The organism is Streptomyces sp. NPDC051555 (genome assembly GCF_044454405.1).
In the GTDB taxonomy this organism is placed as follows: Bacteria; Actinomycetota; Actinomycetes; order Streptomycetales; family Streptomycetaceae; genus Streptomyces.
In genome coordinates, this window is the sequence record NZ_JBITDP010000022.1 from 66,342 (window position 1) to 86,612 (window position 20,271).

The window sequence follows — 20,271 nt, forward strand, 5'->3', positions numbered from 1 at the left end:
CCCAGCGGGCGGGTGCCCACGGGCCGGCGAAAAGGTGGGAGCGAGCACCCTCTCGGACCCTGTACCCTTTTAATCGGCCGGTCGGGATTCCCGCCGGGCATGGTGGGTGTAGCTCAGTTGGTAGAGCACCTGGTTGTGGTCCAGGTGGCCGCGGGTTCAAGTCCCGTCACTCACCCTGTTGAAGGGCCCCGGTACGCGCGAGCGGACCGGGGCCCTTCGCGTTGGCGCGACCGCCGAACTCCTCCCGGTGGTCCTCGACCCAGTCGGTGAAGGAACGGGCCGGGTGTCCGGTGAGGAGCTCCACGGAGCCGGATATCTGCGCGGGGACCCCGACCCCGGCGGCCCAGTGGGCCAGGAGCGCGTCGGCGTACGGCCCGGGGAGGTACGCGGCGACCGAGTCCTTCCACGCCTGCGGGGTGACCTCCTCGTGGGCCACGGGCCGCCCCAGCACCTCGGCGAGCACCTCCAGCTGGTCCAGGAAGGTCAGCGACCGCGGCCCCGTCAGGATGTGGGCGCGGCCACCGAGCCCCGGGTCGGCGAGGACGGCGAAGGCGGCCTCGGCGAGGTCCGCCTCATGGACGGGATCGCTGTGCGAGCCGGGGTGGGGCAGCAGCACCGCCGCCCCGGAGCGGATGGACCGGGCCCAGCTGCGGGTATTGCTCGCGAAGGAGCCGGGGCGGAGCAGCGTGGTGCGCAGCGGCGCGGCCAGCAGGGCCTGCTCCACGGCGAGGTGGGACGCGGCCAGGGCGTTCTCGCGGGCACCGGGATCCAGGACGCTGGAGGAGGACAGCAGCACGACGTGCTCCACTCCGGCGCGGACGGCTTCCTCGACGAAGGCGTCGACCTGCTCGGCGGCGGCGTACAGGAACACCGAGCGGACGCCTTCGAGGGCGGCCGGGAAGGTCCCGGGGTCGGTCAGATCGCAGTGCACGGCACCCGGGGCCGCACCCGTGGGCTCGCGGGAGGCGAGCCGGAACGCGACGCCGCGCTCGGTGAGGAGGCCGGCGAGACCTCGGGCGACGGCTCCGCGACCTCCGGTGATGAGGACGGTCATTTCAGTGGGTCCTTCCTTGCGGGTTGATCCGCCGGGTGATGCGCGTTCGGCGGTGCGCCCCGTTACGATGAACACGTGGCACAGATTCTGTGCGACACATCCTCTGCGTCACACAGTTAAATTTGGAGCACGGAGATGCCGATGTCAACCGATTCACTTCCTTCGGGTGATTCCCCGGCCTGGAGCCGCGCCGAGCTGCTCGCGCGCGTCGTCACCGAGAGCCAGCGGCACTACGCCGACTACTCCCTCTTCAGCCAGGCCATGGCCGACCACGTCGGCCTGCACCCCACCGACCTGCAGTGCATCGCGCTCCTCGACATCGAGCCCGGCCCCGTCAGCACCGGCGACATCGCCCGCCTCACCGGCCTGACCTCGGGCTCGGCCACCCGCCTCGTGGACCGCATGGTCAAGGCGGGCATCGTCGAGCGGCAGGCCGATCCGCACGACCGCCGCCGCTCCCTCGTCGCCCTCGCCCCCGAGGCCCGCGCACGCATCGGCGCGGCCTGGGAGACCCCGGGCCGCGCCTTCGGCGAGGTACTGGCGAGCTATTCGGACGCGGAGCTCCACGTCATCGCGGACTACCTGCACCGCGCCGCCGAGGTCGGCCGCGCCCAGGCCCACCGCCTCGCCTCGGGCGCGGCCGACGCACCGACCGACGCACCGACCGACTGAGGGCGACCGTCAGCCACTCGTCGCCTTCAGCGCTTCCAACCCCTTCGCCAGGTCGTCGCGGTTCATCACGGGAGAGATCTCGACCTCCGCGTTGAACTGCATGAAGAGGTCCTCGCCCACGGGCGGCAGCTGCGAGCTGTCCTGCATGTCGAAGACGAGCCAACAGGTCCGCACCCCCTCCGACAGCCCGAAGTAGGCGGCCTCCGGCTTCAGGGTGTCCATCATCCTGCCCACCGCCGCGGGCAGGGCGCCGCTCTTGATGCCCTCGTTGGCGGCGGTGGTGTCGAAATGGGCGCGGAGCATGACTCTCATGCGTGACTCCTTCCGTCACGCCCACACTCGGCGCGCCCACCCGCCTCGGCAACACATCCGCACCCGTCAGTGGCCCTCGCCACCGCCGCCCGCGGCGCCCGCGCCCTGGATGTGGAAGTTGAATTCGGCGTGCCCCAGGGAGCCCATCAGCCGCAGCCAGATCGGCAGCAGCATCTCGGTGCCCCGCGCGGTCTCGATCCCGCCGAGGTCGAGGACGGCGTCCTGCGGCCAGCCGAAGGAGTACAGCAGCTCCCGCACCTCCTTCTTCGCCTCCGCGTCGTCCCCGGAGACGAAGACGTGGTGTTCACCGGCGACCCGGCCCGGGTCGACCATCACCGCGCACTGCATGGTGTTGAGGGTCTTGACCACGCGCAGCCCCGGGTGGGCGCGCTGGATCTGCTCGCCGAGGCTGTCGCTGTCGACCGGGTCCAGGCCGGGCGGGAACCCGCGGGAGAAGTCGAGCGGGTTGGCGATGTCGATCAGCACCTTCCCCTCCAGGTCGGCGGGGTCCACCGTGGCCAGTGCCAGCAGGCTGGCCCGGCCGCCGGTCGCGTTGACGAGCAGGTCGGCCCCTTCCGCGGCCCGCGCGAAGGAGGCCAGCCCCACCTCGGGGTGGGCCGCCTGCCAGTCGGCGTAGGACGGGGCCGCGGGGTCGTCGCTCGCGTGGGCGAGCGTGGCGGCCGGGTCCCGGGTGCCGATCACCACGTCGTGGCCGACGGAGACGAGCTTCCCCGCGAGCGTCCGGCCGACGACCCCGGTACCGAGGACTGCGTAGCGCATTTCGGACTTCCCTTCGTGGAAGGCGAGTTGAGGTCTCAACGACCCTGAAGGTAAGGGCTGACCGGGCCGCGGCACCAACAGAATGCGGCCCCGTCCGTCAGTCGAGGATCCCGATGTCGTAGAGCAGCCGGTACTTCGTCGGGTCGTCGGGGAGGAACCAGTGGAACCCCTCCTCGAAGAAGACGGCCACCACGTTCACCGCGATCACCGCGCCGAGGAACCACAGCGCGAACAGCCCCACCGTCCGGTACGGCCCGTCCTCCGGCACCGCCCGGTCCGCCGTCGCGTGCGCGAAGGCGAGGACGATGCCGATCGCGACCACCGAGGCCTGGAAGAGCACCCACGCCCAGACGTACAGGTGCAGGCCGAGGACCTCGCTCCCGAACCCCTTGTCCCCCGGCAGGATGTGCAGCATCGTCTGCCGCCAGGAGGCGAAGGAGCCGGCGATCACCGCGACCAGGGCCAGCCCCCAGCCCATCATGTAGTCCCGCCCGGTCACCGCCCCCGTGCCGATGCCCGTCCGGATGATGTACGCGGCCCCCATCGCGGCCAGCAGCATGAACATCCGCTGCACGATGCAGAGCGGGCACGGGTACTCCCAGAGCCCGAACTGGAAGAAGAGGCCCCCGCAGACGACCCCCGTCCAGCCGATGGCGAAAACGCAGGCGAACCAGTACTGGACCCGTCCCAGCAGCCCGCCCTCCAGCGGGGCCTCGGGCATGATGCTGCGCATCGCGGCCACGGTCAGTAGCTCAGGGTCAGGGCGAGGCTGCTGGTGATGTGGTGCGCCATCAGCAGGATCACGGCGAGCAGCATGACCCACCAGGCCGCGAGCACGATCGTCCGGGACGAGTCCCGGCACATCGCGATCATCGTGGCGAGGAGGCCGCCGAAGATTAGGGTGTCCATGCGCCGGACCGTACCGATCGCACGCCGCGCCCTTCACGAGGCGCGCCCCCGCCCGCCTGCGGTTACGTCACTTGCGCCGCCTCCGTGACCACCCCCCGGCCCGGCGGCGTCGGCGGCCCCGACCTCACCTGCTCCGCTTGCGCCGACCGCCCCGGCGGCCGCGCGCCCCGGCCGACCCGCCGCGGGTCCGCCCGTCCAGCGCGATCCACACCCGCACCTCGGTCCCCCCGAGCACCGAGCGCCCCAGCCGGACGTCCCCGCCGGTCGATTCCGCGACCCGGCGCACGATGTCCAGGCCCAGGCCCGTGGACCCGTCCCGGCCCCCGTCGTTCCCGCGCCGCAGTGCCGCGTCCGGGTCGGCGATCCCCGGCCCCGCGTCCGAGACCAGCACGATCACCGCGTCCGTCGCGTCGTGCACGTCCACCGCGAAGGGGGTGCCCTCGGGGGTGTGCCGGAAGACGTTGCCGAGCATCGCGTCCAGCGCGGCCGTCAGTTCCGGCCGGGCCACGGGGATCCGCACCACCCGGTCCACGCCCGCCAGCCGCACCTCGCGGCCCTCGTCCTCGGCCAGCGCCGACCAGAAGTCCATCCGCTCCCGGATCACCTCCGAGGCGTCGCACCCGCCGCCCGAGAAACCCTGCGCGGCGGTCGGCCGCTGCTCGCGCGCGGTCCGGATGATGGTGTCCACCTCACGCTCCAGCTGTTCGACGGCGGCCCGGGTCTGCTCGGCCGCCGGACCGTCCCCGAGCGAGGCCGCGTTGAGCCGCAGCACCGTCAGCGGCGTGCGCAGCCGGTGCGAGAGGTCGGCGGCCAGCTCCCGCTCGCTGGCGAGGAGTTCCACGACCTGGTCCGCCATGGAGTTGAACGCGACGGCGGCCGAGCGGAGTTCCTTCGGTCCGTCCTCGGGCACCCGCGCGCCCAGCTTCCCCTCGCCGAGCCGGTGCGCGGCGTCCGCGAGGCGTTCGGCCGGGCGCACCAGGCGCGCGCCGAGCCGGTCCGCGACCGCCACCGAGCCCACGATCAGGGCGAGTCCGACGCCCGCGAGGACCAGCCAGGCCGTGGTGACCCCGTTGCTGACCTCGCTCTCGGGCACGTAGATCTCGATCACCGCGATGTCGCCGGAGGAGAGGGCGGTCGGCTGGAGCAGCGCCGAACCGCCGCCCGCCACCGACGTCGTCATCCCGCGCCCGTAGCCACGGGTCTCGGCGACCGCCTGCGCTCCCGCCCAGCCCGCGCCGCTCTCCCCGGGTCCGCCGAGGTCCACCGCGGCGGCGCCGGCGACGGCCGGGACGTGCACGGCCATCCGGCGGGCCGCGCCCATCTGCGTGGACTCGACGGCCTTGCGCAGCTGGAGCGGGTCGGTGGTGATGGAGAGGGTGGGGCCGATGGTGGCGGCCTGCCGTTCGGCGTTGGAGAAGGCCCGGTCGCTGGCCATCTCCCGGACGACCAGCCCGAGCGGGACGGCGAAGGCCGCGACGACCATGGTGGTGACCGCGAGACACACCTTGACGAGCGCCCACCTCATCGCGGGCCGCCCGCACGGTCGGGGCTCACACCGTCGGCGGGGCTCACACCGTCGGCGGGGCTCACAGGGGCGGCTCCAGCTTGACGCCCACACCCCTCAGCGTGTGCAGGTAGCGCGGGCTGGCCGCCGTCTCGCCGAGCTTGCGGCGCAGCCAGGACAGGTGGACGTCGATGGTCTGGTCGTCGCCGTAGGACTGCTGCCAGACCTCGGCCAGCAGCTCCCGCCGGGCCACGACCACCCCGGGCCGCCCGGCGAGGAAGGTCAGCAGGTCGAACTCGCGCCGGGTCAGGTCCAGTACGGCCCCGTCCAGCTCGGCCTGGCGGCGCAGCGGGTCGATGGCCAGCCCGCCCACCCGCAGCACCCGCGAGGGCGGTTCGGCGCCGGTGGCGGCGCGCGAGCGGCGCAGGACGGCGGCCATCCGGGCAGAGAGGTGCTCGACGGAGAAGGGCTTGATGAGGTAGTCGTCGGCCCCGTCGTTGAGCAGCCGGACGATCTCCGCCTCGTCGTCGCGCGCGGTCGCGATGATCACCGGTACGTCGGTGATCCCGCGCAGCATCTTCAGCGCCTCCGAACCGTCCAGGTCGGGCAGCCCGAGGTCCAGGATCACCACGTCGAAGCGGTGGTGCGCGACCTCGCGCAGGGCCTCCAGGGCGGTGCCGACGCTCCGCACGGTGTGGGAGGCCTCGGTCAGGTGCCGGATGAGGGCGGAACGTACGAACTGGTCGTCCTCGACCACGAGCACACTTGCCATGAGCGGCACCGTACGCCATTCGAGGGACCCCCGGAGCCCGCGGGCCGCCACTCGATCGGGTGGTGCAGTATGGCCCCTGATGCATCGAGGACTTGTCCACGCACTGGCCTGGACGCTGGCGACCGGAGCAGCGGTGACGCTCTCGTGGTGGGGCGTGCACACCGTCATGTCCGGTACGGCCTACGATCCTCCGCGCGCCGTGCCGCTGACCGCGCTGCCGCGCTCCTCCTCGACCGGGGACGCCCGTACGCCCGCCCCCGCGTCCGCCGCCCCGTCCTCCCCCGCTCCGTCGCCGAGCGCGTCCGCGTCCACCGCGGCCCCGTCACCCAGCGCCCGGACGTCCTCGCCGCCGCCGCGGGAGCAGCCGTACGGCCGGCCCGCGGGCGAGGACGGCGGGAGCGTGCGCAGCTACGCGGTCACGGGCGGCCGGGTCGTCTTCGACCTCGGTGGCACCGCGGGCCAGTTGGTCTCCGCGACCCCGGACGCGGGGTGGCGGATGCAGGTGTGGAAGCAGTCGGAGTGGATCCGGGTGAACTTCACCCGGGACAACCGGGCGGTGTCCGTCTTCTGCACCTGGAACGGGCACCCGCCGCTGGTCGAGGTCGTCGACGGCTGAGGGGGGATCGCGCTCAGCGGAAGACGGACGGCGGCGGCACCGGCGAGGCCACCGCGGCCGCGTCGGCCACCGGCGCGGCTCCGCCCGCGAAGGCGGCCAGTTCGCGTCCGTGCTCGACCCGCCCCGGATGCGGGTCGCTCGCGACCCGCCGGGTGAATTCGGCCACCGGGAGCTCCCGGTCGGCGGCCACGAGCACCGCGTTGCCGAAGCGCTTGCCCCGCCAGACCACCGGGTCCGCGGCCATCGCCAGCTGCCCGAACCGGGAGGCGGCGGTGGCGATCTGCCCCCGCAGGTGCGCGAGCGGCGGACCGTCCGCGAGGTTGGCGACGTACCACCCCGTGGGGTTCAGCACCCGGCGCACGTCGTCCAGGAACTCGGTGCTGGTCAGGTGCGCGGGGGTGCGCGCGCCGCTGAACACGTCGGCGATCACCAGGTCCGCCCAGCCGTCCGGGACCTTGCCCAACCCGGCCCGCGCGTCGGTGGTCCGGACCCGGACCCGCGCCTGTGGGTCCAGCGGGAGGTGGGCCCGTACGAAGGCCACCAGGCCCGCGTCGATCTCCACGACCTGCTGGGTGGAGCGGGGGCGGGTGGCCGCGGTGTAGCGGGCCAGGGTGAAGGCTCCGCCGCCCAGGTGCAGCACGTTGAGGGGCTGGCGGGCGGGCGCGACCAGGTCGATGAGGTGCCCGATCCGGCGCTGGTAGGAGAAGTCCAGGTACCGCGGGTCGTCCAGGTCCACGTGGGACTGCGGGGCGCCGTCGATCAGCAGGGTCCAGGCGTTGGCGCGTTCGCGGTCCGGTGCCAGCTCCGCCGTGCCGCCGTCGACCGGTCCGACGAGGGGCCCGGCGGCCGCCGCGCGTCCGCCTCCGCTCGCACTGCCGCTCCCGCTGCCGCCCCGTTCGCCGCGCTGCCTACCCTTTGCCATGCCGCCATTATGGCGTCGTCCCAGCTCACGAGCCCGTCACCGCTGCCTCAGCGACAGTTGTCCGCGGCCTCGATCAGCCGGGCCGCCTCGCCGAGGGCGGCGCGCAGCACCTCCGGATCGGTGACCGGACCGGTGCTGTCCGGGGGCAGCAGCCAGCCGGTGCCGCCCGCCGTGGGGGACTCCCCGAAGAGTCGGATCCCGCGCCCGTTGGTCTGCGTACAGGCGCTGCCCGGCATGTCCCAGCCGTCGGCGGTGCCGGGCGGCACCAGGAACCCGAGGGTGTCGCCGGAGTCGTCGTGCAGGACCGGGCCCACTCCGCTGTCCCGGGCGGCGGCGCGGCGGATGATGTCCACCGCCTCCAGCCCCTGTCGTGCGGGCACGGTCACCAGGTCCGGGGCCGGGGCTCCCGCCAGGGTTCCGGTCGGGGCCGTGCCCGGCCCGGTCGCGGTGTTCGTGCCACTGGTCTCCATGCCGCCCTCCAACAAGGGAACCCCTCCTCGATGCGCGTGCCGGCCGGGAGTCTCCTCCCGGTCCGCATGGTTCAACGCACGGAGTCGTCAACGGGTGCGGCGACAGGACGCCGCAAAGGATGGCAGTTCATGGCGGATCGCGGGTGAGATATCCGTTTTGTAGGCAAACACCGTGTGGGTCGACCCTCCCTGGCGGTACGTTCGTGCGCGCCGGGCCCCAGATCGCCGGCAGCGTTCCTCGCCAGAGAGGCCACGTCCATGGCGGCGTCCCCCCACTCACCCAACTCGTCGTTCCGGCGCCTCCGGGGACAGCGTTCCCCCGCTGAGTTCGCGAGCATGGTGCGCAGGGCGGCGAAAGAGATCGGAGAAACGGTTTCCTGCGACGCCCGCTACATCGGTCGGGTCGAGTCGGGGGAGATCCGCTGTCCCAACTACGCCTACGAGCGCGTGTTCCTGCACATGTTCCCCGGGCGGACGCTCGCCGATCTCGGCTTCTCCCCCCGCGAGGCGGTACGCGGCCGGTCCGCGCACAGGATCCCCTCACCCCGGATCCCCTCACCACCCCTGTCCCTGTTCCCAGGCTTCACGCATTCCTCCAAGGAGAGCGACGTGCTGCGTCGCGCATTCATGGCGGGTGGCTCCGCGACCGTCGCGGTGGCCGCGACGCTCAACCTCACCCTCCTCGGCGACAACCGCCGGGTCCCCGCGCGGGCCGGCGAGTCCGAGGCCGCGGCGGTCGAGGACGCCGTACGCCAGATCCGCCTGCTGGACGACCGGCACGGCGCGGACGCCCTCTACCGCAAGGCCGCCGAACCGCTGCGCACCGCCTACGCGCTGCTGGACGCCGGCGCCACCCGCCAGTCCACCGAGGACCGGCTGCACGCGGGCGCCGGCGAGCTGGCCATCTCGGTGGGCTGGCTGGCCCACGACTCGGGCCGCTTCGAGGACGCCCGTTCGCACTACGCGGAGGCCCTCGCCACCGCCCGGGTCTCCGGCGACGCGGCCCTGGAAGCACACGCCTTCAGCAATGCCGCGTTCCTCGCCGGGGACTGCGGGCGGCCCCGCGAATCCGTCCGGGCGGCCCAGGCCGGCGCCCGGGCGGCCCGCAGCCTCGGCTCCGCCCGGCTGCTGTCCCTGCTGGCCCTGCGCGAGGCGGGCGGCTGGGCCGGGATGGCGGACCGCAGGTCCTGCGAGGACGCGCTGACCCGAGCCCACACCCACTTCTCGCGCGGGCCGGCCGCGGCCGACCCCGAGTGGATGTCGTTCTTCGGCGAGGCGGAGCTGGAGTTCCTGGAGGCCCGCTGTTGGGCGGCGCTGGGCGAGTACTCCCGCGCCGCCCGGCACGCGCGGCGGGCCGCCGACCTCCAGGACCCGCACTTCGCCCGCAACGTCGCCCTCTACACCTCCGAGCTGGCCGACGACCTGGCCCGCGCGGGCGCCCCGGACGAGGCGGCCTGGGCGGGCCACCGGGTCCTGGACCTGCTGGCCGAGGTGCAGTCGACCCGGGTCGAGTCGATGCTGTCCGGGACGGCCCGCGCGCTGGTCCCGCACCAGCGCTCACCGCGCGTCGGCGCCTTCCTGACCCGGCACGCCTCGACCTGACCGCGGGGGCCGACCCCGGCGGTCACAGCACTACGTGTCCAGGTGCCCGGTGTCGTTCCAGCGCTCCAGCGCCGGTGCTCCGTAGGCCCAGCCGAGGACGGACAGCGAGGTCGGGTCCAGTTTGATCCGGGCGCCGAAGGAGATGTCCAGGCCGAGCCAGCGGGCGGCGAGGGCGCGCAGGATGTGGCCGTGGGCGAAGATCAGCACGTCGCGTTCGGACGAGCGGGCCCAGGTGACCACCTCGTCCGCCCGCGCGGAGACGTCGGCGATCGTCTCGCCGCCGCGCGCCCCGTCGCGCCAGATGAGCCAACCGGGCTGGACCGCGTGGATCTCGGCCGGGGTCATGCCCTCGTAGTCGCCGTAGTCCCACTCCATGAGGGTGTCCCAGGGCGTCGCCTGGAGCCCGAAGCCCGCCAGGTCGCAGCTCTCGCTCGCGCGGATCAGCGGGCTGGTGCGGACCTCGATCCCCGGCAGGCCCGCCCAGGGGTCGCGGACCAGGCGCTCGCCGAGCAGCTTCGCGCCCCGCTTCCCCTCTTCCAGCAGCGGGACGTCCGTACGTCCCGTGTGCTTGCCGGACAAGGACCAGGCGGTCTGTCCGTGACGGGCCAGCAGGATGCGGGGGGCCATGTTGTTTTCTCCCGGTCCGTGAGGTTTCACCGGCGTTGTCAGCTTCGCCAGCGTTGTCGCGCGTATGCCGTGGATCATATGGTCTGTCTTCAGGCCATCATCCATCACACGAACGCCAGGCAACCTCCCGGCGCTCATCCGCGTCTTACACCGTATGACTAATTGGCGACGGCCCACTCGATGGTGGGCCGAACTGCTGCTCCTGGGCCTCGTGTACGGCGCCTATTCGGGCGGCCGGCTCCTGGCCCGGGGCGACGTGCAGCTCGCCGTCGACCACGGCCTCGCGATCCTGCGTTTCGAGCGCGCCCTGTCCATCGACTTCGAGAGCCCCCTCAACCGGCTCTTCAGCACCCACGCGTGGCTCGGCATACCCGCCGACTTCGTCTACGCCTCGCTGCACTACCTGGTCACCCCGGCCGTACTCATCTGGGTCTACCACCGGCGCCCCGAGCGCTACCGCACGGCCCGGACCTGGCTGGTCTCCTCCACCCTGCTCGGGCTCGTCGGCTTCGCCCTGGTGCCCACCTGCCCGCCGCGGCTGCTCCACCTCGCCCACGGGTTCACCGACACCATGGCCCAGTACAGCGCGTACGGCTGGTGGGGCGCCGAGGCCAGCGCGCCGCGCGGGCTCGGCTCCTTCACCAACCAGTACGCGGCGATGCCGAGCCTGCACGTCGGCTGGGCGCTGTGGTGCGGGGTGCTGCTGTGGCGCTACGGGCGCCACCCGCTGCTGCGGGTGCTGGGCGCGGCGTACCCGCTGCTGACCACCCTCGTCGTGATGGGCACCGCCAACCACTACTTCCTCGACGCCGCCGCCGGAGCGGGCGTCATGGGCATCGGGTTCCTGATCGCGCTGGGCGTGGAGCGGCTCGCCGGACGCCGGTCCGCTGCCATCGCCGCCACTCCCGCCGCTCCTGCCACTCCCGCCGTACCGGGCGCGGCCACCACTGCGCCGGGAGCCGGTTTCCGCCGTAAGTCCACGATTGTCAGTGGCGGATGGGAGACTTCCGCGGGTGAGCTCCTTCCCGCCCAGCGGCCCCCCGCAGCCGACGACGCTCCGGCAACGGCTCGCTGATCTGCGCGGCCCCGCCGTGCCGCCACGCCCGCTCGACGCCCGGGCGCTGGCGGCCCTCGCCGCCAACCCCGGCTGCGGCAGACGGGCGCTGTTGGACGGTGCCGGGGTGGACAAGACCGCGCTGGCCTCGGCGCTCGGCTCGCCGGCCGCCTTCGGGCAGTCGCAGTTCGCGATGATCCGCGGCAACTCCTTCGAGGCCAAGGTCAAGGGCGACGGCGGCGCCGAGCTGCTGCGCCTGGTGCACGCGCACCTGGGCGCCGGGGCCGAAGCGCCGACCCGGGGCGCCCTCGTCCCCGACCTGACCGCGGCCGGCCCCGAGGGCCGCGCCGCGCGGACCGCGCTGGCGCTGCGCGAGGCGACGGCGGCGGCCGCCTGGACCCTGCTCGACCATCCGATGCTCGCGCTGGAGGTCGCCGGCTCCCCGGCCTACCTGGAGCCCGACGCCGTCGTGGTGCATCCCGACGGACGCTGGACCGTCGTCGAGATCAAATCCTTCCCGATGATCGACGGGACGGCGGACGCGGCGAAGGCCGGCGCCGCGGCCCGCCAGTCCGCGGTCTACGTGCTGGCCCTGGAGCGGATCGCCGCCGTGCTGACGGGCGCCACCGTCGCGCACGCGGCCCTGCTGGTCTGCCCCAAGGACTTCTCCAACCTGCCCACCGCGGCGGTCCTCGACATCCGCAAGCAGCGCTCGGTGACGGCGCGCCAGCTGGCCCGGCTCACCCGGATCGAGGAGCTGGCCGCGGAGCTGCCCGAGGGGCTGAGTTTCGACCCGGCCCGGCCCGCCGACGAGCTGACCGAGGCGGTCGAGGCGGTCGACGCCGCCTACGCCCCCGAGTGCCTGGCCTCCTGCGAGCTGGCCTTCCACTGCCGGGAGCGGTCCCGCGCGGCCGATGCGGCGGGCGCGCTCGGCCGGTCCGTCCGGGGCGAGCTGGGCGCGCTGACCACGGTCGGCGCGGCGCTGGCGGCCGCCGCCGGAGCGGGCGCGCCCGGCGATCCGACCGCCGAGGCGCTGTACCGGGCGGCCCGGCTGCGCGCCGAGGCCCTGGAATTCTCCGCCGTCCGCTCGGACCCGCTTCCGGAGGCCGTCGCATGCCCCTGCTGAGCACACTGGCCCGGCTCCAGGCCGTCCGCGCGGGGCGCGCGCAGCCCCTGGCCACCGTCCGGCACCGGCACCTGGGCGCCCGCCCGCTGGTGTTCGTCCCGCTGACCACGGCGGGCGAGGCGGGGGCCCCGCTGGGCGCGCTGGTGGGCACCGACCGGGAGCAGCCGCGGCTGCTCGTCGTGACGCAGCCGCGCGACCGGGACCTGCGCTGGCGGTTCCTCGCCGCGCTGGCGGACGAGGTGGTGCCGTACCTCGACGCGTACGCGGACGAGGTCGAGGCGGCCGAGCGGACCGAGACGGACCCGACGACCGGCAAGAAGGTCAAGGTGGCCGCCGAGCTGTGCGCGGACGCGCCGCAGCTGATCGTGCCGAGCCGGGCGGGCGTCGAGTACGTCCGGCTGCTGGGGCGCTCGATGCGGTTCCGGCGGACGGCCGAGGAGGATCCGGACGCCCCCTACCCCGCACCGCCGCTGGTGCCGCTGCTCGGCCGCTGGTTCACCCATCTCGCGGAGCGCTCCCGGGTGCCGGGCTCCTCGATGCTGCTGTCCGCGACGGAGCTGCTGGCCCGGCACTGGGCGAGCGGTCAGAGCAATCTGGAGGACCAGCACCTGGGCGCGGTGCTGGCCTGGCTGGACCCGCCGGCGGGGGAATCGGGCGCGGCGGCCGCGCTGCGCGCGGAGCTGGGCCGGGACCGGCACGGGCAGCTGCTCGTCCCCCCGGCGGGGCCCGCCACCGACCCGGCCTTCGACAACCGGCTGCTGGCCCCCGCCATGAGCCGCTTCGACGCGGCCCGCGGCGCCGATCCGCGCGTCGAGGAGACGGTGGAGCGGGCCGGCCGCGAGGTGCACCGGCTGGTCGAGTCGCAGCTGCGACCGACCTGGGACGCGGTGTGGCGGTCCCTGGACCTGCTGCACGGGCTGCCCGAGGGCGCGTACGTCGAACAGCGCTGGACCCGTGACCGCTGGTCCTTCACCGGCCACCGGGACCGGGTCCGGGCGGGCGAGCCTCCGCAGCCCCGCCGTGACGACGCGGTGACGGCGGCGCAGAAGTTGGCCACCCGCGAGACCGAGCAGGTCCGGGTGGAAGCCCAGGAGGCGCTGGACGACCCGCTGGTGATGGCGGGGCGGCGGCTCGCGGGCGAGGCCTTCGCCGGCGAGGTCACCGAGGTGGTCATGGAGTGGACGCAGTCCAAGCGGCCCAGTCCCCGCCCGCTGGTGACGGTGGCGACGGAGGACCGGCCGCAGCTGCCCGAGGACGGCGGCCGGGCGAAGGTGTACCGCGCGCTGGACGGGCGCCCGCAGTCGGCCGAGTTCGTGGGCTACGCCGGGCCCAAGGAGGACGGGCTGCTGGTGCTGCGGCTGCTGGACAAGATGGGCCGCGGCAAGGAGCCGGACCCCGGCTCGGTGCCGGGCAAGGGCGACCGGGTGTGCTGGACGCTCTTCGAGCACGACGCGCGGGGCGGGCCGAAGCTGCCCGACCCGGAGAACACGCCGTGGACGCACGGCGGACCGCCCGGCTCCGCGGGCTCCGCCACGGCGCCGCAGCCCGACGCCGTGACCGACGAGGACATCCTGTGACCACGATCCTGTCCGCGCCCGCGTCGGATGCCGACCCGGGCGCCGCCGCCGCGCGGGCCACCGAGGCGATCCTGCACGACACCCTGCACGGCGCCGAGCGGGGCGTGGTCGTCGATTCCCCGCCCGGGGCCGGGAAGTCCACCCTGGTGGTGCGGGCGGCCCGGGAGCTCGCCACGGCGGGGCGCCGGATGATGATCGTGGCGCAGACCAACGCGCAGGTGGACGACCTGGTGCTGCGGCTCGCCGAGAAGGACCCGCGGCTGCGGGTGGGGCGGCTGCACAGCAGTGACGGCGACGCCTACGACAAGGCGCTGCTGGACCTGGAGTCGGTGACGCTCTCGGCGAAGGCGGGCGACCTGGCCGAGCTACCGGTCGTCATCTCGACGGCGGCGAAGTGGGCCCACACCCAGAACGTGGAGCCGTGGGAGCACGCGATCGTGGACGAGGCGTACCAGATGCGCTCCGACGCACTGCTGGCCGTGGCCGGCCTGTTCGAACGGGCGCTGTTCGTGGGCGATCCGGGCCAGCTCGACCCCTTCAGCGTGGTCGGCGCCGAGCAGTGGGCGGGCCTGTCCTACGACCCGTCCGCCTCGGCGGTCTCCACCCTCCTCGCGCACAACCCGCAGCTGCCGCAGCACCGACTGCCGGTGTCCTGGCGGCTCCCGGCGTCGGCCGCGCCGCTGGTCTCCCGCGCGTTCTACCCGTACGCCCGCTTCCGCAGCGGTACGGACCACGGGGAGCGGCGGCTCTCGTACGGCGTGCCCTCGGACGGGTCGGGTCCGGACCGGGTCCTCGACGAGGCCGCCGAGTCCGGGTGGGGTCTGCTGGAGCTGCCGGCCCGACACACCCCGCGCACCGACCCGGAGGCGGTGGGGGCGCTGGCCCTGGTGGTCCGGCGGGCGCTGGACCGGGGCGCGGTGACCACGGACGAGCGCGGCCCGGGTCCGGCGCCGCTGACCGCGGACCGGATCGCGGTCGGCACGGCCCACCGCGACCAGGCCGCGGCGATCCGCGCGGCCCTGGCCGGGTTGGGGGTCACCGGGGTGACGGTGGACACCGCGAACCGGCTCCAGGGCCGCGAGTACGACCTCACGGTGGTCCTGCACCCGCTGTCGGGCCGCCCGGACGCGACGGCCTTCCACCTGGAGACGGGCCGGCTGTGCGTCCTGGCCTCCCGCCACCGGCACGCCTGCGTGGTGGTGGCCCGCGCGGGCATAGCGCGCCTCCTGGACGACCACCCCTCGACGGAGCCGGTCCAGCTGGGCGTGACCATGAAGTTCCCGGACGGGTGGGAGGCCAACCACTCGGTCCTGGCGCACCTCTCGGAGCACCGGGTCGCCTGGAAGCCGTAGCCACGGCGCACGACACGCGGGAGAGGTCGTACATGCGTTCCAGCGTCGCGGGGCCCCTTGGGGCGGGCTTGCGCGGCGCTGGACAATGGACGGTGGCCCGGAAGGAATTCGTCCACGAAGCAGGAGGACACGCATGGCAGAGCCCGAGCGCACCGAGCGGAGGCTGCGGCCCGCCCCGCTGCTCTTCGAGCCCTCGGACGCGGCCACGGATCCGGAGCACTTCTTCGATCTCGAATCCATCGACGACCCGCGCGAGCTGCTGGCCCGCGCCACCGAACTCGCGCTCGCCTTCCGGGCGGCGCAGGACCGGGCGGTCGAGTTCCAGGCCATGGCGGCCGCCCAGCTGGCGGACCCGCGCCGGTTCGACCGGCTCTCGCCGGCGGCCATCGGCGAGTCCGCGCAGTGGTCCGAGGACTACGCCGAGAAGATGATCGACTTCGGCGAGGGCCTGCTGCGGGGCGGTACGGAGAGCCGCTGACGCAGCGTCCGCACACCTGTTCCGGCATATGCGCAGCGCAAGATACCCCAGCACGCCCCGCACTGTCCGGGTTTCCCGTAACTCCGCGGAACCGGGGCGCTACGGCCGGTAGACCTGCCGCATGACCACGATGACGACGGCTACCGGCTGCCCCGCCCTCCACGGACCCGCGACCCACGTCACCCCGCAGGGCGCCGCGTGGCTCGCCTCCGCCTCGCCCTACCCGCGCAGCACCCTCGCGCTGTGGCAGGACCGACCCACGGCCCCCGCGGTGCTGCCGTGCGGCACCGCCTTCGACGTCGTCAACGTCCCCGCGGTCTTCGGGCGCCGGATGCTGGACCTGCTGTGGGCCGAGGGGCCGGGCTGCGGGCCGGTGGCCGTGCACCGCGGCCGGATGCTGCTGTTCGCGGCCCCCGGCACGGCCCAGCGGCTGCCCGCGCTGCTCGACTGGGAGGAGTGGGGCGAGGCCCATGGCGCGGCCCCGGGGCGGCCGCCCGCACCGCTCTGCCACGGCCGGGGCGACGCCGTGACCGTACCGGCGCTGACCGCCGCGCCCGGGGCCGCGCCGGGCCACTCGCGCTGGGTGGTGGCGCCGGACGCCCGGCTGCCGTGGCTGCCGGGGCCGGAGGCCCTGCTGTGGGCCTGCGTCCGGGCCGCCCGCACCGCCGGCGGCACCGCCACCGCCACCGCGGGCGCACCGGACCTGCGGATATCGATTTTTCCTTCCGCCGGTCCGGATGCTAATGTCTACGACGTCAGCACGCGCCGCTAGCTCAGTTGGTTAGAGCAGCTGACTCTTAATCAGCGGGTCCGGGGTTCGAGTCCCTGGCGGCGCACAGACGGAAGAAGGCCCCCACGCGAGTGGGGGCCTTCTTCGTGTTCCACCGTCCCGTACTAGCTGGTGATCTTCACCGTGTACGCGCCGGACTGGGTGCGGTCGGCCACCTCGATGGTGATCCGCTCCCCCGGCACCGTGAAGGTCTCCCCGACCTCCAGCGGCGCGTCCGCGAGCGGCGGGTAGACCGAGCGCCCCCAGCAGGCGTCGGTGTCCGGGTGGCCGTCCAGCACCTCGATCGGACCGCCGCCGGAGGCGGGCTCGTTGCGCACCCGGTAGACCAGGACGCCCTCGGTACAGGTGGTCCCGTCGTTGCCCGCGGAGCCCCGGGCCTCGATGGCGATCGCGCTGCCGGGGCCCGTACGGACCACCGCGAGCCGGGTGCCGACCGATCCGCCCCGCTGCGGGGCCTGGCCCAGCGGCTGGAGGGTGTGCAGCGAGGTGCCGCCGCGCACGCAGTCGACCTGACCGGGGCCTAGCCAGCCCAGCTTCCACTTGTGCCAGGCGAACAGGTCCGGGGCCATCCCGAACTGGCTGCCCATCACGTCCCAGTCCCCGACGTAGGTGTCCCAGTCCCCCTTGCCGTCGGTCGGCCGGTGGTAGAGGTCGGGCAGGTCGAAGACGTGCCCGGTCTCGTGCGCCAGGACGTTGCGGTCCGGGGGGTGCTTCTCGAAGACGGTGACGATCCGCCGCAGGTCGGTGCCGTCGGCGCGCAGCGGCCGGTCGAAGTTGACGACCTTGGTGGCGTCGGAGTCCACCCCGGGCGCGTCCGGGTCGGCGACGAAGTACACGATGTCGTACTTGCTGAAGTCGACCGCCGGGTCGGCGGTGGCGACCGCGTCGCGCAGGTACGCCGCACGGGACTCGGGGGCCCAGTCGCGCTGTATCCCGTAGGCGGTGGAGGGCTTGGGCATCCGCATCCACTGCCGCTGGGGGTGCGGGACGAGCCGGAAGCGGCCGTAGGAGGCCCGCTCGAAGAAGTCGCTGGTGGCCGGGAAGTAGTCACCGGTCAGCTGCTCGGGGGTGGTGAGCGGCCGGGAGTCCGGGAAGGACAGGAAGACCATCAGGGCGTTGAGGGAACGTTCCGGCTTGGGATAGGCGCCGTTCCAGGTGTCCAGGCCCAGCGAGTGGTGCGCCTGCGTGCGGGTCAGCTCGCACGGCCCGGACCCGGGATCGGCCACCGCCGGACCCGCCACGAGCGAGATCGCGGCGATGGCCGCGAGGGAGGTGAGGGCGGCCGCGGCACTGCGCACGCGGTAGCGCTCCACTCCCCCGGGTGTCTGCTGCAGCGGCACATCGACCTCCGGTGGTGGATTTCGTAACATCCCACCCACCTTGCGGCGATTGTCTTACTAATGTCCTGTTCCGGTGCCCCACACGAGTGAGCGATCCGGCATCCCGGTGACCCCGACGCTTTACGCGCATATCCAGCTGTGCCTACAGAACGTCACGAGCGATCAGCCGAGGTCAGGCGCGGACTCCGCGCGCTCACAGCTGTGCAGAAACGATCGAGCGACGAAGGCCCGACACACCGTCAGCACGCCGACCCGGCGGGCCCCGCACGGCGCCGCCGCTGGATAGGGCCTCCCGGCAACCTCTATGATCGGCACACTTTCCTGCGCGGAGACCACGAGCACTGCGGGAGCCAACGGTGAGCGGAACCTCAGAAGGAACCGGTTCGGCGGCCGACAGCATCCGCCAGACCGCTACGGAGCGTCACGCGGCCGTACCGGCCGCGTCGACCGCGCCCTCGGGCACCTCCGGCCTGGCCGCGGCGGGACGGACCGCGGTGCGCGGGTCCGAACCACGCGAGTCCGAACCGCGCGAGTCCGAACTGCGCGACTACCGGGCCGCGTTCAACGCGGCCCACCTCGCGATGGCCGTCGTCGACCGGGACGGCTTCGTCGTCAGCGCCAACGCGGCCCTCGCCGGGCTGCTGGGCACCGAGCCGCACGCCCTCGACGGGCAGAACGCGGCCGACCTGGTGGACCTGGCCGCCGAGGGCCGCACCTGGCAGGCCTACCGCGAGGTGCTGCGCGGCCGGCGGGCCCGGCTGCGCTGCACCCGCCGGCTCAAACACCCCGACGGGCACTCCCTGTGGACCGAGATCACGCTGGGGCCGGTGCCCGGGACCGGCGACGTCCTGCTCTCGGTCGCCGACATCAGCGACCGGCGCGACCTGCAGGCCCGGCTGCGGCACCTGCAGATGCACGACCCGGTCACCCGGCTGCCCAACCGGGCGCTCTTCTTCGAACGGTTGTCGGCCGCCCTGGAGACCCCGTCCTACGAGCGGGGCGGGACCGGCCGGATCGGCTTGTGCTACCTCGACCTCGACGGGTTCAAGGCGGTCAACGACACCCTGGGCCACCGGGTGGGCGACCGACTGCTGACCGCGGTCGCGGCCCGGCTCACCCACTGCGCGGACCAGTCCGGCTACGGGCGCACGGGCGGCCACCTGGTCGCGCGGCTCGGCGGCGACGAGTTCGCGCTGCTCGTGGAGGACTCCACCGGCACCGAACAGCTCGCGGACCTGGCCCGGTCCGCGCTGGCGGCCGTACAGGAGCCCTTCGACCTGGCCGGGCAGCGGCTGTCGGTCTCCGCGTCCATCGGCGTGGTGGAGCGGGTGACGGCCGGCACCTCGGCGACGGCCCTCATGCAGGCGGCCGACACGACGCTCTACTGGGCGAAGGAGGACGGCAAGGCCCGCTGGACGCTCTTCGACCCCGAGCGCAACGCCCACCGGATGACCCGCCAGGCCCTGTCGTCGACGCTGCGGCCGGCCGTGGAGCGGGACGAGTTCGTGCTGGAGTACCAGCCGCTGGTGGACCTGGAGAGCGGGGTGGTGCGGGGGGTGGAGGCCCTGGTGCGCTGGAACCACCCGCAGTTCGGGACGCTCACGCCGAATCGGTTCATCGGGATCGCCGAAGAGGACGGCTCCATCGTCCAGTTGGGGCAGTGGGTGCTGCGGACCGCCTGCCGCCAGGCGCGTCGCTGGCAGATCGAACACCCCAGTGACGCACCGGTCTTCGTCTCCGTGAACGTCGCGGTGCGCCAGGTGTGGGACTCGGACCTGGTCGGCGACGTCGCGGAGATCCTGGCGGAGACCGGGCTCGCGCCGCAGCTGCTCCAGCTGGAGCTGACCGAGTCGGCGGTGATGGGCTCGGCGGGCCGGCCGCTCCAGGCCCTGCAGGCGCTCAGCGACATGGGTGTGCGGATCGCCATCGACGACTTCGGCACGGGCTACTCGAACCTGGCCTACCTGTCCCGGCTGCCGGTCTCGGTGCTGAAGCTGGACGGCTCCTTCGTGCGCGGCTTCCGCTACGAGGAGGGGGCCCACCCGAACCCGGCCGACGAGACCATCGTCGAGGCCCTGGTGCAGCTCGCGCACCGGCTGGGTCTGACGGTGACCGCCGAGTGCGTGGAGACCGCCGGCCAGGCGGCCCGGCTGCGCCGGGTGGGCTGCGACACCGGCCAGGGCTGGCTGTACTCCCGCGCGGTGGCCCCGGAGCGGATCGCCGAGATGATCAGCGCCCGCCCGCAGGACCTCGCCCGCTGAACCGCCGGGCGGACCGCTTGGCGAACCGTTTGGCGAACCGCCCGGCGAACACC

At 73.9% G+C, this 20,271-nt stretch carries 21 protein-coding genes and 2 tRNA genes; 12 read left to right on the forward strand and 11 right to left on the reverse strand.

Annotated elements, in window-relative coordinates:
- Window positions 1–102: 102 nt before the first annotated feature.
- A tRNA-His gene (locus tag ACIBEA_RS33640) sits at window positions 103–175 on the forward strand.
- Here the strand turns inward: ACIBEA_RS33640 and ACIBEA_RS33645 are convergent.
- Window positions 167–1,054 carry an NAD(P)H-binding protein gene (locus ACIBEA_RS33645; protein WP_399266983.1) on the reverse strand — a complete coding sequence of 296 codons (888 nt, stop codon included), beginning with the start codon at window positions 1,052–1,054 and terminating at the stop codon, window positions 167–169. The two genes, ACIBEA_RS33640 and ACIBEA_RS33645, sit on opposite strands and share 9 nt — an antisense overlap.
- A 141-nt stretch (window positions 1,055–1,195) precedes the next feature.
- Between ACIBEA_RS33645 and ACIBEA_RS33650 the strand changes: the two genes are divergently transcribed.
- Window positions 1,196–1,726, forward strand: coding sequence for a MarR family winged helix-turn-helix transcriptional regulator (locus tag ACIBEA_RS33650; RefSeq protein ID WP_399266984.1), 531 nt, complete (start codon window positions 1,196–1,198; stop codon window positions 1,724–1,726).
- 9 nt (window positions 1,727–1,735) lie between these two features.
- Here ACIBEA_RS33650 and ACIBEA_RS33655 read toward each other — a convergent pair whose 3' ends face one another.
- The 6 genes from ACIBEA_RS33655 to ACIBEA_RS33680 form a co-directional block, all read right to left on the reverse strand.
- The gene (locus tag ACIBEA_RS33655) at window positions 1,736–2,038 is read right to left on the reverse strand and encodes a hypothetical protein (RefSeq protein WP_399266985.1); all 303 of its coding nucleotides are present in this window, start codon (window positions 2,036–2,038) and stop codon (window positions 1,736–1,738) included.
- Window positions 2,039–2,104: 66 nt separating this feature from the next.
- The gene (locus ACIBEA_RS33660; protein ID WP_399266986.1) at window positions 2,105–2,818 is read right to left on the reverse strand and encodes an NADPH-dependent F420 reductase; all 714 of its coding nucleotides are present in this window, start codon (window positions 2,816–2,818) and stop codon (window positions 2,105–2,107) included.
- 97 nt (window positions 2,819–2,915) lie between these two features.
- Window positions 2,916–3,551, reverse strand: a complete 636-nt coding sequence (locus ACIBEA_RS33665) for a disulfide bond formation protein B (protein ID WP_399266987.1) — start codon at window positions 3,549–3,551, stop codon at window positions 2,916–2,918.
- An 11-nt stretch (window positions 3,552–3,562) separates the two neighbouring features.
- On the reverse strand, window positions 3,563–3,727 hold the full coding sequence (locus ACIBEA_RS33670; RefSeq protein WP_399266988.1) for a DUF5993 family protein: 165 nt from the start codon (window positions 3,725–3,727) through the stop codon (window positions 3,563–3,565).
- Between the two features lie 124 nt (window positions 3,728–3,851).
- On the reverse strand, window positions 3,852–5,252 hold the full coding sequence (locus ACIBEA_RS33675; RefSeq protein ID WP_399266989.1) for a sensor histidine kinase: 1,401 nt from the start codon (window positions 5,250–5,252) through the stop codon (window positions 3,852–3,854).
- Window positions 5,253–5,313: 61 nt separating this feature from the next.
- The gene (locus ACIBEA_RS33680) at window positions 5,314–6,003 is read right to left on the reverse strand and encodes a response regulator transcription factor (RefSeq protein WP_385772660.1); all 690 of its coding nucleotides are present in this window, start codon (window positions 6,001–6,003) and stop codon (window positions 5,314–5,316) included.
- Between the two features lie 79 nt (window positions 6,004–6,082).
- Between ACIBEA_RS33680 and ACIBEA_RS33685 the strand changes: the two genes are divergently transcribed.
- Entirely contained in the window at window positions 6,083–6,619 is a 537-nt protein-coding gene (locus ACIBEA_RS33685) for a hypothetical protein (RefSeq protein ID WP_399266990.1), read from the forward strand.
- A 13-nt stretch (window positions 6,620–6,632) separates the two neighbouring features.
- Here ACIBEA_RS33685 and ACIBEA_RS33690 read toward each other — a convergent pair whose 3' ends face one another.
- Both ACIBEA_RS33690 and ACIBEA_RS33695 read right to left on the reverse strand, forming a co-directional pair.
- Window positions 6,633–7,541, reverse strand: a complete 909-nt coding sequence (locus tag ACIBEA_RS33690) for a spermidine synthase (RefSeq protein ID WP_399266991.1) — start codon at window positions 7,539–7,541, stop codon at window positions 6,633–6,635.
- Between the two features lie 47 nt (window positions 7,542–7,588).
- Window positions 7,589–8,011: a hypothetical protein gene (locus ACIBEA_RS33695; RefSeq protein ID WP_399266992.1), complete on the reverse strand. Its 423-nt coding sequence runs from the start codon at window positions 8,009–8,011 to the stop codon at window positions 7,589–7,591.
- A 258-nt stretch (window positions 8,012–8,269) separates the two neighbouring features.
- Here ACIBEA_RS33695 and ACIBEA_RS33700 point away from each other — a divergent pair, with 258 nt between their 5' ends.
- Window positions 8,270–9,613 carry a tetratricopeptide repeat protein gene (locus tag ACIBEA_RS33700; protein WP_399266993.1) on the forward strand — a complete coding sequence of 448 codons (1,344 nt, stop codon included), beginning with the start codon at window positions 8,270–8,272 and terminating at the stop codon, window positions 9,611–9,613.
- Between the two features lie 30 nt (window positions 9,614–9,643).
- Here the strand turns inward: ACIBEA_RS33700 and ACIBEA_RS33705 are convergent, their stop codons facing one another.
- Entirely contained in the window at window positions 9,644–10,240 is a 597-nt protein-coding gene (locus ACIBEA_RS33705) for a histidine phosphatase family protein (protein ID WP_399266994.1), read from the reverse strand.
- Between the two features lie 154 nt (window positions 10,241–10,394).
- Between ACIBEA_RS33705 and ACIBEA_RS33710 the strand changes: the two genes are divergently transcribed.
- The 7 genes from ACIBEA_RS33710 to ACIBEA_RS33740 all read left to right on the forward strand — a co-directional run bounded on the left by ACIBEA_RS33710 (window position 10,395) and on the right by ACIBEA_RS33740 (window position 16,663).
- Complete coding sequence (locus ACIBEA_RS33710) at window positions 10,395–11,315, forward strand: phosphatase PAP2 family protein (protein ID WP_399266995.1); 921 nt, start codon at window positions 10,395–10,397, stop codon at window positions 11,313–11,315.
- Window positions 11,254–12,420, forward strand: coding sequence for a hypothetical protein (locus tag ACIBEA_RS33715; RefSeq protein ID WP_399266996.1), 1,167 nt, complete (start codon window positions 11,254–11,256; stop codon window positions 12,418–12,420). The genes ACIBEA_RS33710 and ACIBEA_RS33715 overlap by 62 nt, the downstream gene beginning before the upstream one ends.
- Window positions 12,408–13,997, forward strand: a complete 1,590-nt coding sequence (locus ACIBEA_RS33720) for a hypothetical protein (protein WP_399266997.1) — start codon at window positions 12,408–12,410, stop codon at window positions 13,995–13,997. The genes ACIBEA_RS33715 and ACIBEA_RS33720 overlap by 13 nt, the downstream gene beginning before the upstream one ends.
- Entirely contained in the window at window positions 13,994–15,349 is a 1,356-nt protein-coding gene (locus ACIBEA_RS33725; RefSeq protein WP_399266998.1) for an AAA domain-containing protein, read from the forward strand. Before ACIBEA_RS33720 ends, ACIBEA_RS33725 begins: the two co-directional genes overlap by 4 nt.
- A 133-nt stretch (window positions 15,350–15,482) precedes the next feature.
- The gene (locus ACIBEA_RS33730; RefSeq protein WP_399266999.1) at window positions 15,483–15,827 is read left to right on the forward strand and encodes a hypothetical protein; all 345 of its coding nucleotides are present in this window, start codon (window positions 15,483–15,485) and stop codon (window positions 15,825–15,827) included.
- A gap of 121 nt (window positions 15,828–15,948) precedes the next feature.
- Window positions 15,949–16,599, forward strand: coding sequence for a bifunctional DNA primase/polymerase (locus ACIBEA_RS33735; protein WP_399267000.1), 651 nt, complete (start codon window positions 15,949–15,951; stop codon window positions 16,597–16,599).
- A tRNA-Lys gene (locus ACIBEA_RS33740) sits at window positions 16,590–16,663 on the forward strand. Before ACIBEA_RS33735 ends, ACIBEA_RS33740 begins: the two co-directional genes overlap by 10 nt.
- Before the next feature lie 58 nt (window positions 16,664–16,721).
- Here the strand turns inward: ACIBEA_RS33740 and ACIBEA_RS33745 are convergent.
- Window positions 16,722–17,987 (reverse strand): M6 family metalloprotease domain-containing protein, encoded by a 1,266-nt coding sequence (locus ACIBEA_RS33745; protein ID WP_399267001.1) that lies wholly within the window; start codon window positions 17,985–17,987, stop codon window positions 16,722–16,724.
- A 326-nt stretch (window positions 17,988–18,313) separates the two neighbouring features.
- Between ACIBEA_RS33745 and ACIBEA_RS33750 the strand changes: the two genes are divergently transcribed.
- A complete protein-coding gene (locus ACIBEA_RS33750; protein WP_399267002.1) occupies window positions 18,314–20,218 on the forward strand; it encodes a putative bifunctional diguanylate cyclase/phosphodiesterase in 1,905 nt (634 codons plus the stop codon).
- The last annotated feature ends 53 nt before the right edge of the window (window positions 20,219–20,271 follow it).

Coding starts and splice junctions, on each gene's coding strand:
- ACIBEA_RS33645 (WP_399266983.1), bottom strand. CDS start 1,054: ATGACCGTCCTCATCACCGGAGGTCGCGGAGCCGTCGCCCGAGGTCTC.
- ACIBEA_RS33650 (WP_399266984.1), top strand. CDS start 1,196: ATGTCAACCGATTCACTTCCTTCGGGTGATTCCCCGGCCTGGAGCCGC.
- ACIBEA_RS33655 (WP_399266985.1), bottom strand. CDS start 2,038: ATGAGAGTCATGCTCCGCGCCCATTTCGACACCACCGCCGCCAACGAG.
- ACIBEA_RS33660 (WP_399266986.1), bottom strand. CDS start 2,818: ATGCGCTACGCAGTCCTCGGTACCGGGGTCGTCGGCCGGACGCTCGCG.
- ACIBEA_RS33665 (WP_399266987.1), bottom strand. CDS start 3,551: ATGCGCAGCATCATGCCCGAGGCCCCGCTGGAGGGCGGGCTGCTGGGA.
- ACIBEA_RS33670 (WP_399266988.1), bottom strand. CDS start 3,727: ATGGACACCCTAATCTTCGGCGGCCTCCTCGCCACGATGATCGCGATG.
- ACIBEA_RS33675 (WP_399266989.1), bottom strand. CDS start 5,252: ATGAGGTGGGCGCTCGTCAAGGTGTGTCTCGCGGTCACCACCATGGTC.
- ACIBEA_RS33680 (WP_385772660.1), bottom strand. CDS start 6,003: ATGGCAAGTGTGCTCGTGGTCGAGGACGACCAGTTCGTACGTTCCGCC.
- ACIBEA_RS33685 (WP_399266990.1), top strand. CDS start 6,083: ATGCATCGAGGACTTGTCCACGCACTGGCCTGGACGCTGGCGACCGGA.
- ACIBEA_RS33690 (WP_399266991.1), bottom strand. CDS start 7,541: ATGGCAAAGGGTAGGCAGCGCGGCGAACGGGGCGGCAGCGGGAGCGGC.
- ACIBEA_RS33695 (WP_399266992.1), bottom strand. CDS start 8,011: ATGGAGACCAGTGGCACGAACACCGCGACCGGGCCGGGCACGGCCCCG.
- ACIBEA_RS33700 (WP_399266993.1), top strand. CDS start 8,270: ATGGCGGCGTCCCCCCACTCACCCAACTCGTCGTTCCGGCGCCTCCGG.
- ACIBEA_RS33705 (WP_399266994.1), bottom strand. CDS start 10,240: ATGGCCCCCCGCATCCTGCTGGCCCGTCACGGACAGACCGCCTGGTCC.
- ACIBEA_RS33710 (WP_399266995.1), top strand. CDS start 10,395: ATGACTAATTGGCGACGGCCCACTCGATGGTGGGCCGAACTGCTGCTC.
- ACIBEA_RS33720 (WP_399266997.1), top strand. CDS start 12,408: ATGCCCCTGCTGAGCACACTGGCCCGGCTCCAGGCCGTCCGCGCGGGG.
- ACIBEA_RS33730 (WP_399266999.1), top strand. CDS start 15,483: ATGGCAGAGCCCGAGCGCACCGAGCGGAGGCTGCGGCCCGCCCCGCTG.
- ACIBEA_RS33735 (WP_399267000.1), top strand. CDS start 15,949: ATGACCACGATGACGACGGCTACCGGCTGCCCCGCCCTCCACGGACCC.
- ACIBEA_RS33745 (WP_399267001.1), bottom strand. CDS start 17,987: ATGTTACGAAATCCACCACCGGAGGTCGATGTGCCGCTGCAGCAGACA.